This is a genomic window from Burkholderia sp. AU38729 (genome assembly GCF_020419725.1).
Taxonomy (GTDB): domain Bacteria; phylum Pseudomonadota; class Gammaproteobacteria; order Burkholderiales; family Burkholderiaceae; genus Burkholderia.
This window is the reverse complement of sequence record NZ_JAIZQO010000014.1, coordinates 89,492-106,311: the sequence shown is the minus strand read 5'-3', so window position 1 is coordinate 106,311 and position 16,820 is coordinate 89,492. Positions and strand designations below refer to the sequence as shown.

Here is a 16,820-nt window from a genome sequence, read left to right as displayed (position 1 = left end):
GCCGCGCAGCCGGACGTTTTCCGAAGGCCCCCGCCTCCCGGATTCGGGCGGCGGGGATTCGTCACTTCCGCTACGCTGCACTCAAAGGCGTTACATGACTACTACAAAGAAGACGGCCGAACGGCTCATCAAGAAGTACCCGAACCGTCGGCTCTACGATACCGAGACAAGCACGTACATTACGCTGACCGACGTGAAGCAACTCGTGCTGGAGCAGGAGGACTTCAAGGTCGTCGATGCGAAATCCAACGAAGACCTGACGCGCAGCATCCTCCTGCAGATCATCCTCGAAGAGGAAAGCGGCGGCGTGCCGATGTTCTCGTCGTCGATGCTGTCGCAGATCATCCGTTTCTACGGGCATGCGATGCAGGGCATGATGGGCACGTACCTGGAAAAGAACATCCAGGCGTTCATCGACATCCAGAACAAGCTCGCGGATCAGTCGAAGAACCTGTACGAAGGCAATGCGATGAATCCGGAAGTCTGGTCGCAGTTCATGAACATGCAGGCGCCGATGATGCAAGGGATGATGACCAGCTACATCGAGCAGTCGAAGAACATGTTCGTGCAGATGCAGGAGCAGATGCAGAACCAGGCGAAGTCGATGTTCAGCACGTTCCCGTTCAAGCAGCCGGGCGCGTCGGAGCCGGAAAAGAAGTAACGGTCTCGCGGCAGGCCGACCGCGGCGGGCAACCCGCCGGGCGTCGGTGCCGCGAAGCGGCGCGGCGCGGGTCGGCCGATCGTGCATTCGGGCGCGACGATGTGTGTGGCCGCCGCCTGCCGGATCCTCTCGCCGACGGTCGTTCATGACCGTCGGCACCGAATGCGCATCCCGGGTTCGGGCGTGCGTGGCCGTCGTTCAGTCGATCGAGATCCCGTCACTTGCGAAGAAACACCGGGGCGTGTCGTGCCTCATGGTGCGCGTTCGTGCGGGCACGCGTACCATGAGCGGCGCTGCGCGGTGTGGCGTGGAAGCTGCGTTCGGCGAAATGCAATGACGCCGCCCGGGCACGACAGGCCGTGATGCGCGATGCCGCGTCGAGGCAATGCGACCAAGAAAAAACCGACTGAGAGAAAGCATGCGTGGGATTCGAGTGGCACCAGCCGGCCGGCTGGCTGGTTTAGCTTCGATGTTCATGCTGGGCGTTGGCATGGCGGTGCCTGCCTTTGCGATGGACTGCGCGAAAACCGTGCAGTCGATCGAGAAGCGCATCTGCGCGAGCTCCATCCTGCGCGCAGCCGACGCGCGGATGAATTCGGCGTACACGGGTGCGCTGAAGGCTGCACCGGACACGGCGACCCGCGACATGCTGGTACGCAGCCAGCGCCGCTGGATCAGCGCGCGCAACAATCGTCTCGACGCCGATTACGAGGGTCGTCCGCTCGCCGTCGACGAAGTGCGCAAGGCAATCGATCGGCGCACCACCGTACTGGCCGATCAATCGAACAAAGGGTTGATCGCGCGTGCGCAGGCCGAGCGCCAGTGGCTCGCGAAATACACGGGCGGCCCGCTTACCGGTTTCGATGCAAACTGCGACTTCATTCCCGACGATGCGACTGGCGCGCACGTTTCCTACGCATGTTTCGGCGCGGTCCATGTGCAGCATCGTGCTCGGGTCTGCAGCCAGAGCGAGGACTGGGCGACCGGGGCGGTCTATCAGTACCGGTCGGTGAGCACGGCCGATGGCGGGAAGGTGCGACCCGTTGCGTATTGCGAAGCGCAGGCCCATGGGAGTGCGTGCGACACCGGTGGCGCGCAATCGGCGTGGATGCGTGCGGGGGCGTCCGGTGGCGATAACCACGCGTCAGCGCCGGTAGCGGGGCTGCCGCAACTCGATGCGGAAATGTGGCCGATCGGCGATGGCGACGATGCTTTGTGGTTCGAGCGCTGCTTGACCGCTGCGAAGTTTCCGTGAGCGCCGGATTGGATTGGTCTGTTGTGTGGGCCCGCTTCGGCGGGCGTTTTTACGTGCTCGCGATTGGCGGTTCACTACGAGGCGGGCCGGGTGTGCGCAATGGCCGACGTTACCGGCCCGGCTTGTCTTATGCCGGGAATCCTTGCTCGTCGTCGTGCGGCGGCAGATCGAGCACGAGCTTGACCGCGCAGTAGTTCGCCTTGAGCGAAAACACGCGGCCGATCACGAGGAACGTCTGTCGCGAATTCTCGAGCTCGACGAAGTCGCCCGGTTGCGGCACGTGCGCGCCCTGGTCGTAGGAGAAACTCGTGCTGGTTTGCTCGCCAATGGTTTCGGCTGCGTGTTCGGTGAATTCGATCGTGATGTGGGTGGTCATGCGAGCCCCGTTGGGTAATGGAAGAGAGGGAAGAGCGTGGACGCTGCGATTTTCGCATAGCGACGGCGCGGTTCCGCCGGAATTGTCGGGAAGCGACGCGTGCGCGTGGATCCCCGTCACTTCGCCGATTTCCAGTCGAGGCGGACCGCACGGTCCTGGCCAGCACGTTGTGCAGCCCCAGCCCGAGGAGCTTGATCGCCGCCTCGTCGTTCGGGAAGTGGCCACGCATCTTGCCGCACATGGCGTTGACGGTAAGCCGACAGCCCCTCATCCCGCCTCAAACCGACGCGTGCGGCACGCACGTTGCCCATGCGTGTTTTGGCACGGTCCATGTGCAGCATCGCGCGCGGATCGGCAGCCAGGGCGAGGACTGGGCGATCGGCGTGGATGATCAGAACCGGTCGGTGAGTGCGACCGTGGGCGCGAAGGTGCATTCGGTGGCGTTCTGCGAAGCGCAGGCGCGCGCACGATCGTGCGATGGCAGCGGCCCGGCCGAAGCCGGGCGGGGCACGGAACGAAGCGAGGCGGCGGTTATTTCTCCGCGAACGTGCCTGCTTCCACCAACGTCATCTTGTCGGGATCCAGGTACCTGCGGATGGCGGTGTTGACCTGCTCGACGGTCAACGCGCGGACGCGCTCGGGATAGGTGTCCAGGTCACTCAGCGGGCGATCCTGGAGTACCGTCTGGGCGATCATGGCGGCCATCTGCCCGGTGGTTTCCATCGCGACTTGATGGCGGCCGATCATGCCGTCCTTGCGTGCATCCAGTTCCGTTTGGGTCACGCCCTGTTTCCACCAGGCATCCAGAATCCGGCGCGTGCTGGCGACGCCCTTGTTCAGCAGGGGCGGGGCGAAGCTGCTCGTGATGACGAATCCGCCGTCCATCAGGGAGAGCCCGGACAGGCCGGCGCGGATGCCATAGGTCAGGCCTTCCTTGTCGCGGACCCCTGCCATCAGGCGGCCGGTGAAGCCGTTGCCGAGGATGTTGATACCCGCGCTGAGGGGCAGATAGTCGGCATCGTTGGCGCGCAGGTCGATGGCCTGACCCAGCATCACGCTGACGGATTCCTTGTCCCCCATGGCGATGCGCTGCGTGTCGGGCCGGCTTGCCTTGCGTGGCGGGCCCTGTCGCACGAGTGCCCGGCCCCCGCTCCAGCCCGCGAAGGCTTCGGTCACCATGGACTGCAGGCCGCGAGGGTCCGCGCCGCCGACCACGACCAGCGTCATGTGGGCGGGCCCGTAATAGGCTTGATGAAAGGCCTTGATGTCGTCCAGCGTGGCAGCGGCGATTGCGTCGAGCATCCGTTCGCGTGGCACCGGTGCGTTGAGGTGGGCAGCGGGGTAAATGGACCGATCCAGCGCCTCGGTGGCCCGAACCGACGGGTTTTCTCCGGCGTGACGGACCGCGGCCTCCAGTCGGCTCTTGGCCTTGGCCAGTTCCTCCGGCTTGAAGGCCGGCAGGCGCAACTGCTCGGCCATCAGGTCGATCAGCGTCGGCAAATCCTTGGTCAGGCTTTGGCCGTGTATGCCGACATAGCCACCGTCGGTCTGGAACGACAACTGGGCGCCCAGGCTTTCCAGCAGCGCGGAGATGGCCACCTTGTCGCGACGGGTGGTGCCCTCCTGCAGCAACATGCCCGTCAGCAACGGCACGGCGGGATTGGCCGCCTTGCTGGCCGTGTCGGCATCGCCCAGGGGCATCACCCCGGTCACGGACACCATCTCCTGCGGCGACATCGAATAGGTCAATAGCGTGATGCTGCCGGCCTGGGCGCGCACGACGCGCTCGGCGATGCCTGCCTGAGCCGCGACAGGCAGGCATAGCACGGCGAACCACACGAACCACGTCCGCAGAGGGTTGAAACGAACCTGCTTCATTACGATTTCTCCGGGACGAACCAGCCGGTGGTGCTCTGGTTTTCAACGAGGTACTTGCGGGCGACGCGCTGCACATCGGCGGGCGTCACCTTTTCCAGTTCTTCAAGCTCGGTGACGAACCGTGTCCAGTCGCCCAGCGAGACCGCGTTGCCCAATCGGGCGGACGTCGCGCGGACGCCGTCACGCTGGTAGACCTGATCGGCCCGGTACGGGCCCAGCACCCGCTGGATATCCTCGCGAGTGACGCCCTCGGTCTTGATCCGCTCCAGTTCGGTCCAGGCGATTTTCTCGGCCTGCTCGTGTTTCGCGTCGGGCGGCAGGCTAACCGTCACGACGAACGGCCCGGGATCGCGCAGCGCATGGAAGCCGGCGCCGGCTTGCGTGGCAACCGTGGTGTCGACCAGTGCGCGATACAGCCGGCTGCTCTTGCCCTGGCTCAATACCAGGCCCAGTACGGTCAACGCAGGCGCATCGGGGTCGAGCGCGCGCGGCCCCTTGAAGGCGATGATCAGACTGCCCGTTGCGCCCGCGCGTTTGAGCACCAGCCTTCGCGGCCCCTGCTGCGGCGGCTCTTCGGTCGTGACAGCGGGAATGGCCTTGGGCGCGCGCGGGATGCCGCCGTAATACTGCCTGACCCACCCCAACGCCTGGTCCGGCCGGAAATCGCCGACCAGGATGACGGTGGCGTTGTCCGGCCAGTAGAAGGTGTCGTAGAAACGGCGCAGCTTGTCCACGCTCGCATGCTCGATGTCGCTACGCCAGCCGATGGTGGGATGGTGGTAGGGGTGTGCCTGGTAAGCCGTGGCCATGACCTGCTGGAACAAGGCGGTGAAAGGACTGTTCTCGCCTCGCTCGTACTCGTTGCGTACGACCGTCATCTCGCTGGCCAGGTCTTCCGGGCGCAGCAGGAGGTTGCGCATGCGGTCGGCCTCGATGGCGATGTAGCCTTCCAGCGCATCGCGCCCGAGCGTGCCGAAGTAGTTGGTGCGGTCCATCGAAGTGGTGGCGTTGAAGGTCGCGCCCACGCGTTCCATATAGCTGTTCAGTGAATTGCCGAGCGCCTTGTTGTAGTGCCGGCTGCCCTTGAACATCAGGTGCTCGAGCAGGTGAGTGTCGCCGGTCGTGCCCGCGGCTTCGTTGCGTGAACCCACCTGGTACAACACCTGGAAACTGACCACCGTCGCGGCGGAATCGGGCGCGGCAAGCACGGTAAGGCCGTTGGCATCCAGGCGGTATTCGTCGATGCCGCCCAGGGAGCGCACGTGGGTAAAGCCCGGTACCTCGACGGGTTGGGCCATCGCCGTGCCCGCAATCAACGGGCACAGCGAGAGCCAGGTGCATATCAAACGTCGTACTGACATGTAGCGTCCTTTTGTATAGGCAGGATGAACGCGGAAGATCGGGCGCCGGCTCGGCGGTCAGTTGACTGCGATGCGTCGAGCGCGGCGAACGTGGAGTTTTTCATACTTTTCGATGCGTGTTGACCGATGGCGCGTTGCGGGGGCGTCGCAGCCGTGATGCGTTCGTCGACGGCCGTACGTTGCTTGACCGTCGACGTGTAGCGACGGACGGCGCGATCCCCGTTGAACGTGCAGATCACCTGAAAGCGATTGTCGGGCCTGGACTTCTTCAGTGGCGCATCGTCCTTGGGTTTGCCGGCAAACGACGTCGGGAGGAAGCCGATGCGCCAGATTTCACCCCATGCGGCAGTGCAGCCGAGGGGCAGGGCGACGCATGCGCAATGCTACTTTGCGCCCCATTATCGTGAAATGAGACGAGTTCGAATGTTTGGGGCAGAGCCGGCGCACTCGTCGGCAGGCCCCGGCCATGAAAGATCGTGAATGCAGGTGCGCTTTGCCTTCCGCTCGATCGAGAGTCTCACCGGGATCAAAGGAAGCGCGGCGCCATCAGCGCTTCAAATGCGTTGGTTTCGGACATCGCGTGAGCGGGTCGCGCGGCAATGCACCGTTTCAAAGTGAAAGGGGCGCATCGGGCAGCCGTCGCATGACGGCGCCCCCGCCGGCGCGCCGTGCATCCGATTCGACGGTCGATGCCGCCGCCGATCGCCTGTTTTGCCTCGCCACCCCTAAATGGCTGTAAACTCACGCTTTTGCTGCCACGCCCCCACATTCCAGATGTCCCAATCCCCCAAAGTAGGGTTCGTATCCCTCGGGTGCCCGAAGGCGCTCGTCGACTCCGAACAGATCATCACGCAACTGCGCGCCGAAGGTTATGAAATCTCCGGCACCTACGACGGTGCCGACCTCGTCGTCGTGAACACCTGCGGCTTCATCGACGAAGCCGTGCAGGAAAGCCTCGACGCGATCGGCGAAGCGCTGACCGAGAACGGCAAGGTGATCGTCACCGGCTGTCTCGGCGCCAAGTCGAGCGCCAGCGGGTCGAACCTGATCGAGGAAGTCCACCCGAAGGTGCTCGCCGTCACCGGCCCGCACGCAGTGGGCGAAGTGATGCAGGCCGTGCATTCGCACCTGCCGAAGCCGCACGACCCGTTCACCGATCTCGTGCCTGCCGCCGGCATCAAGCTCACGCCGCGCCACTACGCATACCTGAAGATCTCCGAAGGCTGCAACCACCGCTGCACGTTCTGCATCATCCCGTCGATGCGCGGCGACCTCGTGTCGCGCCCGGTCGCCGAAGTGATGCTGGAAGCCGAGAACCTGTTCAAGTCGGGCGTGAAGGAACTGCTCGTGATCTCGCAGGACACGAGCGCGTACGGCGTCGACGTGAAGTACCGCACGGGCTTCTGGAACGGCAAGCCGATCAAGACGCGCATGACCGACCTGGTCGCCGCGCTCGGCGAACTCGCCGCGCAGTATGGCGCATGGGTGCGCCTGCACTACGTGTATCCGTATCCGAGCGTCGACGAAGTGATTCCGTTGATGGCTGAAGGCCCGTTCAAGGGCCACGTGCTGCCGTACCTCGACGTGCCGTTCCAGCACGCGCACCCGGAAGTGCTGAAGCGCATGAAACGTCCGGCGAACGCCGAGAAGGTGCTCGAGCGCGTGCAGAAGTGGCGCGAGATCTGCCCGGACCTGACGATTCGCAGCACGTTCATCGCGGGCTTCCCCGGCGAGACGGAAGAGCAGTTCGAAACGCTGCTCGACTTCATCCGCGAAGCGGAACTCGATCGCGTCGGCTGCTTCGCGTATTCGCCGGTCGAAGGCGCGACGGCGAACGAACTCGACGGCGCGCTGCCGGATGAAGTCCGCGAGGAACGCCGCGCGCGCTTCATGGAAGTCGCCGAGGAAGTGTCGGCGAACCGCATCCAGCGCAAGGTCGGCAAGACGCTCAAGGTGCTGATCGACGAAGTCAGCGAGGAAGGCGGGATCGGCCGTACGGCCGCGGATGCGCCGGAGATCGACGGGGTCGTCTATGTCGAGCCGGCAGCGAAGGCATCGAAGCGCTACAAGGTCGGCGATTTCGTGTCCGTGAAGATCACGGGCGCCGACGGCCACGATCTGTGGGGCGAGGTATAAGCGATGGCCGCCGCATTTCCGGAGATCCTCGCGCTCGGCGAGGCGATGATCGAATTCAACCAGTCGCAGCCAGGTCGGCCTGAATTCCTGCAGGGCTTCGGCGGCGACACGTCGAACTTCTGCATCGCCGCCGCGCGCCAGGGCGCATCGACGGGTTTCGTGTCGGCGATCGGCGACGATCCGTTCGGCCGCCTGCTGGCCGACATGTGGCGCGCGGAACGCGTCGACACGACGTACGTGCGGATCGACCGCACGGCGCCGACCGGCGTGTACTTCGTCACGCACGGCGCCGATGGTCACCAGTTCGACTACCTGCGTGCGGGCTCGGCGGCGAGCCGTTATGCAACCGGTGATCTGCCGCTCGACGCGCTGGCTGCCGCGAAAGCGGTGCACCTGTCGGGCATCAGCCTGGCGATCAGCACGGCTGCGTGTGACGCCGCATTCGCGGCGACTGACCACGCGCGCCGCCACGGCGCGAAGGTCAGCTTCGACACGAACCTGCGGCTGAAGCTGTGGCCGCTGCCGCGCGCCCGCGCGGTGATGCGTGAGGCGCTGCGCCAGACCGACATCTGCCTGCCCAGCTGGGACGACGTGACGGCACTCACGGGCGCGAACGATCGCGATGCGATCGTCGATGCGATGCTCGAACACGGGCCGCAGGTCGTCGCGTTGAAGCTCGGCAAGGAAGGCGCTTACGTGGCGACGCCGAACGAACGGCGCGTCGTGCCGGGCTTCGCGGTCGAAGCCGTCGACGCGACGGGCGCGGGCGACTGCTTCGGCGGGGCCTTCGTCGCGCGGATCGTCGCGGGCGACGATCCGTTCGCGGCAGCGCGTTATGCGAACGCCGCGGCGGCGCTGTCGACGACGGGCTACGGCGCGGTTGCGCCGATTCCGCACCGCGATGCGGTGGAGCGCCTGATGCAGGGCTGACGCGGCAAGCGCACGCCGGCCACGGCAATGCGCTCGTGACGATGTGCATGGGCGGCGGGCAGGGCATCGCCGCGGTTTTCGAGCGAATCTGAAGCAAGGAGCAACACACGGTGGGTCGATATTCGCAATGGCAACGGGCGCTCGTCGTCGCGGGCGCGCTGGCGGCGGGCATGGCGATGCCGGGCGTCTCGGCGGCGCAGGCCGCCACGCCGGGCGCGCAGCAGGATGAACCGGCCATGGCGCGGCCGCTGAAGCCGAATCCCGAGTTCGCCCGCCTGCCGCGCTACGAAGGCACGCTCGGTGACCGGCCGATCGTCGTGCATCTCGGCCCGAAGACGGACGAGGAAGGCGTGCACGGCGAATACCAGTTCGCCGATACGGGCGAGGTCGTGCTGCTCGCGGGCGATCGCGACGGCGACACGCTCGAAATCGAGGAATCGAACGACGGCACGAACATCACGGGCGTGTGGATCGGCCGCTTCGACGCGACGGGTGCCCTGAAGGCCGACCGGATGAATTCGGACGAGTCGGATCCGCAGCCCGTCGTGCTGCGTCTCGCGCCGGGCAAGCGTGCGGCGCTGCAGGTGCGCGACGGCCGCGTGCAGGAAATCGAGACGGTGGGCGGCGTCGTCAACCTGCGCACCGACGACTGAACCCGCGCTGGCTCGGTGCGCGCGGCGCGCATTGTACCGGGCCAATTGCGCCGATTTTGGCTAATCTAGCTGCATATTCCGCAACCGAACGGCCTCGTGCCCGGCTTCCCGTCATGACTGCATCCACTCCCAAGCGCGCACTGCAAACCCGCATCGTTCAACCCGACGACGTGATCCCGGAAGGCTTCCGTTCGTTCGTGCCGCCGGTCGCGCGCGCGTCGACGGTCGTGTTTCCCGATCTCGCGACGATGCGTGCGCTCGTCTGGCACAACGACAACCATTGGCGCTACGGCCTGCATGCGACGCCGACGTCGCTCGCGCTCGCGCAGCGGCTGGCCGAGATCGAGGGCGGCACGCATGCGCTGCTGCAGCCTTCGGGCCTCGCGGCGATCATGAATGTCTACTTCGGGATCGTGAAAGCCGGCGACGACGTGCTGATTCCGCACAACGTGTACGGGCCGAACGCCGATTTCGGTAACTGGCTGGCGAAGGATTTCGGCATCACCGCGCGCTTCTACGATCCGCTGATCGGCGCCGGCATCGCCGACCTGATCCAGCCGAACACGCGGCTGATCTGGATCGAGGCGCCCGGCTCGGTGACGATGGAAGTGCCGGACGTGCAGGCGATCACGGCGGCCGCGAAGGCGCGCGGCATCGTCACCGCGATCGACAACACCTTTTCGGCCGGGCTCGCGTTCAAGCCGTTCGAACACGGCGTCGACATCTCGGTGCAGGCGCTGACCAAGTACCAGTCGGGCGGCAGCGACGTACTGATGGGGGCGACGATCACCGCGAACGCGGCGCTGCATGCGCAGCTGAAGCTCGCGCGGATGCGCTGCGGCATCGGCGTGTCGGTCGACGATTGCTCGCTCGTGCTGCGCAGCCTGCCGAGCATGCAGGTGCGTTTCGACGCGCACAGCAAGAGCGCGCTTGCGCTCGCGCAATGGCTGAAGGCGCGGCCGGAGATCGCGGCGGTACTGCACCCGCAGATCGCCGATTGCCCGGGGCACGCGTCGTTCATGCGCGATTTCACCGGCGCGGGCGGGTTGTTCTCGGTGGTGTTCGACGAACGCTACAGTGCGGAGCAGGTCGACCGCTTCGTCGAGTCGCTCGAGCTGTTCGCGATCGGCTGGAGCTGGGGCGGCGCATGTAGCCTCGCGATGCCTTACGACGTCGCGTCGATGCGTCCGGACTGGGCGCATCGCGGCACGCTGGTGCGTTTCTATGTCGGCCTGGAAGACGAAACCGACCTGCGTGCGGACATCGAGCGCGCGCTGCAGGCTGCGCTGGGCTGATCGCGCGCCGACAACGTTCGGCAGAAAAACAAGACGCCGGCGCGATGTTGCATCGCGCCGGCGTTTTTCATTTCGGCTGCCGCGGGATCAGAACAGTCGCAGCAGCCCGTCGAGGCCGACGTGATCGAACGCGACCGTCGCCGCATCGCGCACGACGGGCTTCGCGTGGTACGCGACCGACAGCCCGGCTTCGGCCATCATCTTCAGGTCGTTCGAGCCGTCGCCCATCGCGATTGCGCGGCGCGGCTCGAGGCCGAGCGACGCGCACGTGTCGCGCAGCAGACGCGCCTTCACGTCGGCGTTGACGATCTCGCCGAGCACCTTGCCGGTCAGCTTGCCGTCGACGATCTCGAGCGTGTTCGCATGCGCGTAGTCGAGGCCGAGGCGCGCCTTCAGCCGTTCGGTGAAGAACGTGAAGCCGCCCGACACGAGCAGCGTCTTCATGCCGGCGGCCTTCACGCCGGCGAGCATCTTCTCGGCGCCCGGCGACAGTTGCAGCCGTTCCTCGTACACGCGTTCGAGCGCGTGCGCGTCGAGCCCGGCCAGCAGGGCGACGCGGCGCGTGAGGCTTTCGTTGAAGTCGCGGATTTCGCCGCGCATCGATGCTTCGGTGATCTCGGCGACCTGCGTTTTCAGCCCGCAGAAATCGGCGATCTCGTCGATGCACTCGATCGTGATCAGCGTCGAATCCATGTCCATCACGGCGAGCCCGAAATCGCCGAGCGAGAGGCCGGCCTCGACGAACGCGAAGTCGAGCGCGTGCGTGCCGCAGTAGGCATCGATGTCGAGGCGCTGCGCCGGGTTTGCGTGGTCGATCCGCAGCGCATGATCGTCGGTCTGCACGATGCGGGTGCCGCGCGACAGCGCGAGCAGCGGTTTGTGATGGGTGTCCGACAGCGGCGCAAGACTCTGGATGACGAGGTTGTGGGTCATGACGGGATGGTTGGGAAGCGAATGAAATGCGTCTGCGGCCAACGGGCGGCCGCCTGCCGAAGCGGGCCCCGTCCGGCGTCGGGCCCTTGCGTGGCGAACGCGTCATTGTAGCCGGTTGGCCGCACGCGGCGGTCGGATGCGGATCGAAACCGTGCGCGGCGGGGCGGTCATGGCCCGTCCGCGCGATCCCAGTACGGCGGATCGCCGAAATGCTCGGCCAGGAACGTGATGAAGGCGAGCGTCTTCAGCGGAACGTGCGCGCGGCTCGGGTAGACGGCCCAGATCGCGATGTCTTCCGCGAACGGATAGTCGTCGAGCACCGTGACGAGCGCGCCGCTCGCGAGCAGCGGGCCGACGTCCCAGGTCGACTTGATCGCGATCCCGAAGCCGTCGACGAGTGCTTCGCGGATCGCCTCGCCGTTGCTCGCGACGAGCCGGCCGCCCACCCGCACGGTGAGCGGGCCTTGCGGCGTGGCGAACGACCAGTCGCGCTGGTCGCCGAGGATCACGCACTCGTGCCGCGCGAGGTCGGCCGGATGGCGCGGCGTGCCGTGTTCGGCGAGATACGCGGGCGAGCAGCACAGCACGCGGCGGTTCGTGGCGAGCTTGCGCGCGACGAGCGTCGAATCCTTCAGCGCGCCGAGGCGGATCGCGACGTCGTAGCCGTCGTCGACGAGGTCGACGATCTCGTCCGACAGCCGCAGGTCGAGCGACACGGACGGATAGCGGCGCAGGAACGCGGGAATCACCGGCGCGACATGCTGGCGGCCGAACGACGACGACATCGACACCTTCAGCCGCCCGTACGGCTCGGAGCGGCCGTGGCCGACCGATGCGCGCGCGGCATCGGCGGCCGACAGCAGTGTGTCGGCGTGCGCCATGAAGACTTCGCCGTCCTGCGTGAGGCTGATGCGGCGCGTGGTGCGGTGCAGCAACCGCGCGCCGAGCTGGCGTTCGAGCTGCGCGATGCGCGCGCTCGCGACCGCGGCCGAGACACCGAATTCACGGCCGGCGGCGGTGACGTTCGCGAGCAGCGCCGCGCGCACGAACAGCGCGACGTCGAGCAGGTCGAGCGGCTTGTCGGGGGCCGGAATCGGATCGGAGGCCATTATTCTGAAATTCCTGAAAATGTTTCAGGAAATATAGCGCTTTTCTCGAATGATCGGGTTGCCTACGATGACGTTCATGGGGCTGCGCCGCGGCCCACAGGTTTCCTTGAAGGAGTGTCGTGATGAAAGCCGTTGGACTGACCCGTTATCTGCCGATCGACGACCCGCAAGCGCTGCTCGACGTGGAGCTGCCGCAGCCCGTGCCGGGCCCGCGCGACCTGCTCGTGAAGGTCGAGGCGATTTCCGTGAACCCGGTGGATTTCAAGGTGCGCGCGCCGAAGCCGCAGGTCGAGGACACGCCGCGCGTGCTCGGCTGGGATGCGGCCGGCACGGTGGTCGCGGTCGGCGCCGACGTCACGCTGTTCCGGCCCGGCGACGAAGTGTTCTACGCGGGCAGCATCACGCGGCCGGGCGCGAACAGCGAATTCCATACGGTCGACGAGCGAATCGCCGCGCTGAAGCCGCGCACGCTCGATTTCGCCGCATCCGCCGCGCTGCCGCTCACCGCGCTGACCGCGTGGGAAGCGCTGTTCGACCGGCTGCGTGTGTCGCCGCAGGGCGCGGACGCCGGCAAGTCGGTGCTGATCATCGGCGGCGCGGGGGGCGTGGGTTCGATCGCGATCCAGCTCGCGAAGACGCTCGGCAAGCTGCACGTGATCGCGACCGCGTCGCGGCCGGCGTCGGCCGAGTGGGTGCGCTCGCTGGGCGCGGACGCGGTGGTCGACCATTTCGGCGACCTGCCTGCGCAGCTGCGCGAGGCCGGGTATCCGAACGTCGACTACGTGCTGATTTTCAACGACACGGATCGTCACTTTCCTGCCGCGGCGGAGGTCATCCGGCCGCAGGGCGGCATTTGCACGATCGTCGAGAACGACAAGCCCGTACCGGTCGAACTGCTGAAGGCCAAGAGCGCCGCGTTTCACTGGGAATTCATGTTCACGCGCGCCATGTTCGAGACGCCGGACATGATCGAGCAGCACCGGATCCTCGGCGAAGTCGCGCGGCTCGTCGACGGCGGCACGCTGCGCACCACGATCGGCGAACAGCTCGGCACGATCAACGCGGCGAACGTGCGGCGCGCGCACCAACTGCTCGAGGCCGGGCGTTCGATCGGCAAGCTCGTGCTGAGCGGCTTCTGAGCCGGCCTCGCGTGTAAGGTTGCGGCGCCGCGAACGCAAGCGGGGTAACACCCGATGCGTTTGCGGCGCATTGCATGCCGCTTGGCGGTAGACTGGCAGCGCATCATGCATCGAAAACCGCGCGGCACGCGCGTGCCGCCGCATACCAAGGAGGTCAGCATGAGCCAACGCAGCTTGTCAGTCGCCGCAACGTGGTCGGTCGTGTTCGCGGCGGCGTGCGTCAGCGCAAGCGTATTCGCGGCGCCGCCGGTCAAGGGCAGCCTGAAGGGGGGCGGCACCGGACAGCTCGAATACACCGTCAAGGTCGACTCGAAGAGCTTCGGCAATACGCAGGAGACCCGCAAGATCCGCTCGGGCGAGACGGACGACTTCAACTGGAAGTCGGTGCCGCCGAGCGGGGCGGTCGCGATGCCGGACGGTTGCCCGAACGCCGACAACCTGCCGCGCGACGAGAACGGCGCGATGGTGCGCCAGACCCAGGTGCGGCTCGCGCCGTCGATCGACGCGAAGGGGATCGCCAACGTGCAGTTGAGCTTCCAGGCGGCCGCGCCGAAAGGCACGCGCAACGTGACGGCCGGCGGCAAGTCGCTGCAGTGTCCGGACGTCGTGTCGGTGAGCCAGGTGAAGTGGGTGTCGATCCCGACCAACGGCGGGTCGAAGTCCGTCACGATGAGCGATGGCTCGAAGGTGACGGTGTCGATCAAGCGTTGAGCGGTGCGCATGGGCCGGCGTCGGAGCCGGTGCGCGCGCAACGGATTCGACTTGCGGTACCACGCGGCGACACGTGACCGTTTCGTGTCGCCGTCACAGTGCTTTCTCGCGACCTGCTTCAGCGGCATGGCGGCCGTTCGCCGTGCGGTGGCGTCGCGTAGCGACCCGCGTGACGTCATGAGCATGTCACGCTATGCTCGCCCGCGTCATCACCTTCCTGTCACGACATCCCGATGAAATACCGAATGCGCGCGTTGCTGTATGCCATTGCGTTCGTTGCCGCACACGCGCACGCGGCCGACGATTGCGGCTTCGTGAAGAAAGTCGAGCTGTCGTCGCGGCAGCAGGTGGCGGTCGTGTCGAGCGGCGCGCTCGAACCGTGCTCGACCGGCAGCTACGCGGTGCGCGTGTATTCGACCGCGCATGCCGCTCCCGGCTTCGATACCGACGATTACGTGACGGGTGCGCTGCATGCGCGTGATGGTACGGTCACCGATGCATTCACGGCCGACCTCGGTGCACGTGCGCCGCAGGCGCTCGTCGTGACGACGCGCTCGGCCGGCAGCGGCGGCTATGTCGGCGCGCAGGCCTATGTGACGACATCGCGCGCGGTAAGGCTCGTCGCGTCGGTCGACGGGCTCGCGCCGGACGCGGACATCACGGCCGCGTTGCGTCAGGCGCTCGGCAAGCGCCGCAGCGCGCGCTGACTGGCGAACCGCGCGCACGCATCGCGCGACGGCGCCGCGTGTCAGTGCGCGCGTTCTTCGAGTCGCGCCGCGAGAAAGCGGTGATCCGCCGAGAACAGCCGGCGATAGGTCATCAGCACCGCGCCGACCGTGCCGAGCGCGGAGGCCGCGGCAATCAGGAACATGATCACGATCTGGTAGCGCACGGCCTGCAGCGGCGACTGGCCGGCCAGCACCTGGCCCGTCATCATCCCCGGCAGGCTCACGACGCCGACGACGGCCATCTGGTTCAGCGTCGGCAGCATGCCGGCGCGCACGGCCTGGCGCGCGGCGTCCTGCGCGGCTTCCCAGCGCGTCGCGCCGAGCGCCAGCGCGGTTTCGACGCGATCGCGGCGCGCCGTGAGTTCTTCCATCATCCGCTCGACACCGAGCGACACGCCCGTGAGCGTATTGCCGAGAATCATCCCGAGAATCGGAATCGCGTATTGCGGCGCGTACCACGGATGGATGCGGATCACGACGAACAGGCCGACCGCCGCGACGAACCAGCTGCTGAACCAGATCGACGCGATGCTGTCGATGCGCTGGCCGCGATACGTGCGCTTGCCGCGCCCCGCGCCGGCGAACCCGGCGATCAGCGTCATCAGCGCGGTGAGCGGCAGCACGATGTACCAGTGAGGATGACCGAACACCCAGCCGAGCACGTAGCCGATCGCGAGCAACTGCACGACGGTGCGCACGGCCGCGAGCGCGAGCTTGCGGCCGAGGCCGAGCGACAGGGCCATCGAGATCGCGCCGTTGACCGCGACGAGCGCGGCGGCGATGCCGACGTCGACGAGGCTCAGATCCTGCAGGGCGGGGCTCATTGCGGGGCCTCCGTCGGGTTGGCCACGTGCATCACGCCGGCCTGCATCACGAGCCGCATCGTGCCGATCCGCGCGGCCTGGGCCGGATCGTGCGAGATCCACAAGTACGCGCGGGCGTCGGGCGCCGCGTCGAACCATGCGCCGACGAGCGCCTCGATCGCGCGCGCCGATTCGGGGTCGAGCGCGGACGTCGGCTCGTCGAGCAGCAGCACGTCGGGGTCGAGCTGCAGCACGCGCAGCAGCGCGGTGATCTGCGCTTCACCACCGGACAGGTCGCTCGCGCGCTTGTCGAGAAAGTCGGAACCCCGGCCGGCCTGCGCGGCGAGCGCTTCGGCGCGCGCGCGATCGAACGCCACGTCGCGATAGATCGCGAGCGAGTACGGGTAGCGCAACTGCGATTCGACGGTGCCGTCCATCTGCGCGGGGCGCTGGCGCACATAGGCGACACTGCGGCGGTAACGCGGGATCGCGTTGCGCCGGATCCGCTTGCCGCGCCACAGGATGTGGCCGCCGTCGAGCGGGTCGAGCAGCGCGAGCGCGCGCAGCAGCACGCTCTTGCCCGACCCGGACGGCCCGGTGATAGCAATTCGCGATCCCGCCGCGAGGCTGAAATCGGTCGGGGCGAGCAGGGTCTTGCCGCTGCTGGCATCGCGCCGCGTGATGCGCGCCGCATCGATGAGGCCGGTGGGGGCTGTCATGTCACAAATGAAAAAAAGCGTTAATGGCGCCGAAACGTCACCATGGCGTGCGTCATAATACCGATTGAAAAGCCGCCGGTGTCGTGCGCCGTTCGTCCACGCAAGCGGCCCGGCATGGTGCGGCAACATTTCA

The 16,820-nt window shown here is 66.7% G+C and carries 16 protein-coding genes; 9 read left to right on the top strand and 7 right to left on the bottom strand.

Annotated features, from left to right (window positions below):
- Positions 1–94: 94 nt before the first annotated feature.
- Both phaR and LGM56_RS31165 read left to right on the top strand, forming a co-directional pair.
- On the top strand, positions 95–661 hold the full coding sequence (gene phaR, locus LGM56_RS31170; protein WP_006485265.1) for a polyhydroxyalkanoate synthesis repressor PhaR: 567 nt from the start codon (positions 95–97) through the stop codon (positions 659–661).
- A gap of 475 nt (positions 662–1,136) precedes the next feature.
- Complete coding sequence (locus tag LGM56_RS31165; RefSeq protein WP_226207688.1) at positions 1,137–1,916, top strand: lysozyme inhibitor LprI family protein; 780 nt, start codon at positions 1,137–1,139, stop codon at positions 1,914–1,916.
- Positions 1,917–2,043: 127 nt separating this feature from the next.
- Here LGM56_RS31165 and LGM56_RS31160 read toward each other — a convergent pair whose 3' ends face one another.
- From LGM56_RS31160 to LGM56_RS31150, 3 genes are all read right to left on the bottom strand, one after another.
- On the bottom strand, positions 2,044–2,292 hold the full coding sequence (locus tag LGM56_RS31160; RefSeq protein WP_089440216.1) for a hypothetical protein: 249 nt from the start codon (positions 2,290–2,292) through the stop codon (positions 2,044–2,046).
- Positions 2,293–2,823: 531 nt separating this feature from the next.
- Positions 2,824–4,170: a M16 family metallopeptidase gene (locus LGM56_RS31155; RefSeq protein WP_226207687.1), complete on the bottom strand. Its 1,347-nt coding sequence runs from the start codon at positions 4,168–4,170 to the stop codon at positions 2,824–2,826.
- Positions 4,170–5,531, bottom strand: coding sequence for a M16 family metallopeptidase (locus LGM56_RS31150; protein WP_226207686.1), 1,362 nt, complete (start codon positions 5,529–5,531; stop codon positions 4,170–4,172). The genes LGM56_RS31155 and LGM56_RS31150 overlap by 1 nt, the downstream gene beginning before the upstream one ends.
- 774 nt (positions 5,532–6,305) lie before the next feature.
- On the opposite strand from LGM56_RS31150, the gene rimO reads away from it, so the two are divergent.
- The 4 genes from rimO to LGM56_RS31130 all read left to right on the top strand — a co-directional run bounded on the left by rimO (position 6,306) and on the right by LGM56_RS31130 (position 10,545).
- Positions 6,306–7,667, top strand: coding sequence for a 30S ribosomal protein S12 methylthiotransferase RimO (gene rimO, locus LGM56_RS31145; RefSeq protein ID WP_027787268.1), 1,362 nt, complete (start codon positions 6,306–6,308; stop codon positions 7,665–7,667).
- A 3-nt stretch (positions 7,668–7,670) separates the two neighbouring features.
- Positions 7,671–8,597: a sugar kinase gene (locus tag LGM56_RS31140; RefSeq protein WP_089440212.1), complete on the top strand. Its 927-nt coding sequence runs from the start codon at positions 7,671–7,673 to the stop codon at positions 8,595–8,597.
- 110 nt (positions 8,598–8,707) lie between these two features.
- Entirely contained in the window at positions 8,708–9,250 is a 543-nt protein-coding gene (locus tag LGM56_RS31135; protein ID WP_089494971.1) for a hypothetical protein, read from the top strand.
- A 113-nt stretch (positions 9,251–9,363) separates the two neighbouring features.
- Entirely contained in the window at positions 9,364–10,545 is a 1,182-nt protein-coding gene (locus LGM56_RS31130; protein ID WP_226207685.1) for a cystathionine beta-lyase, read from the top strand.
- A gap of 87 nt (positions 10,546–10,632) precedes the next feature.
- Here the strand turns inward: LGM56_RS31130 and serB are convergent, their stop codons facing one another.
- Both serB and LGM56_RS31120 read right to left on the bottom strand, forming a co-directional pair.
- Positions 10,633–11,478 carry a phosphoserine phosphatase SerB gene (gene serB, locus LGM56_RS31125; RefSeq protein WP_226207684.1) on the bottom strand — a complete coding sequence of 282 codons (846 nt, stop codon included), beginning with the start codon at positions 11,476–11,478 and terminating at the stop codon, positions 10,633–10,635.
- 167 nt (positions 11,479–11,645) lie between these two features.
- Entirely contained in the window at positions 11,646–12,587 is a 942-nt protein-coding gene (locus LGM56_RS31120; RefSeq protein ID WP_089494968.1) for a LysR family transcriptional regulator, read from the bottom strand.
- Positions 12,588–12,709: 122 nt separating this feature from the next.
- Here LGM56_RS31120 and LGM56_RS31115 point away from each other — a divergent pair, with 122 nt between their 5' ends.
- The 3 genes from LGM56_RS31115 (at position 12,710) to LGM56_RS31105 (ending at position 15,144) form a co-directional block, all read left to right on the top strand.
- Complete coding sequence (locus LGM56_RS31115; RefSeq protein ID WP_226207683.1) at positions 12,710–13,726, top strand: zinc-binding alcohol dehydrogenase family protein; 1,017 nt, start codon at positions 12,710–12,712, stop codon at positions 13,724–13,726.
- A 159-nt stretch (positions 13,727–13,885) separates the two neighbouring features.
- Positions 13,886–14,437, top strand: coding sequence for a DUF6013 family protein (locus LGM56_RS31110; protein WP_175240945.1), 552 nt, complete (start codon positions 13,886–13,888; stop codon positions 14,435–14,437).
- Between the two features lie 233 nt (positions 14,438–14,670).
- Positions 14,671–15,144, top strand: coding sequence for a PliI family lysozyme inhibitor of I-type lysozyme (locus tag LGM56_RS31105; protein WP_226207682.1), 474 nt, complete (start codon positions 14,671–14,673; stop codon positions 15,142–15,144).
- A 41-nt stretch (positions 15,145–15,185) separates the two neighbouring features.
- Here LGM56_RS31105 and LGM56_RS31100 read toward each other — a convergent pair whose 3' ends face one another.
- Positions 15,186–15,989: an ABC transporter permease gene (locus tag LGM56_RS31100; protein WP_039357836.1), complete on the bottom strand. Its 804-nt coding sequence runs from the start codon at positions 15,987–15,989 to the stop codon at positions 15,186–15,188.
- Complete coding sequence (locus LGM56_RS31095) at positions 15,986–16,687, bottom strand: ATP-binding cassette domain-containing protein (protein ID WP_089494964.1); 702 nt, start codon at positions 16,685–16,687, stop codon at positions 15,986–15,988. Before LGM56_RS31095 ends, LGM56_RS31100 begins: the two co-directional genes overlap by 4 nt.
- Positions 16,688–16,820: the final 133 nt, after the last annotated feature.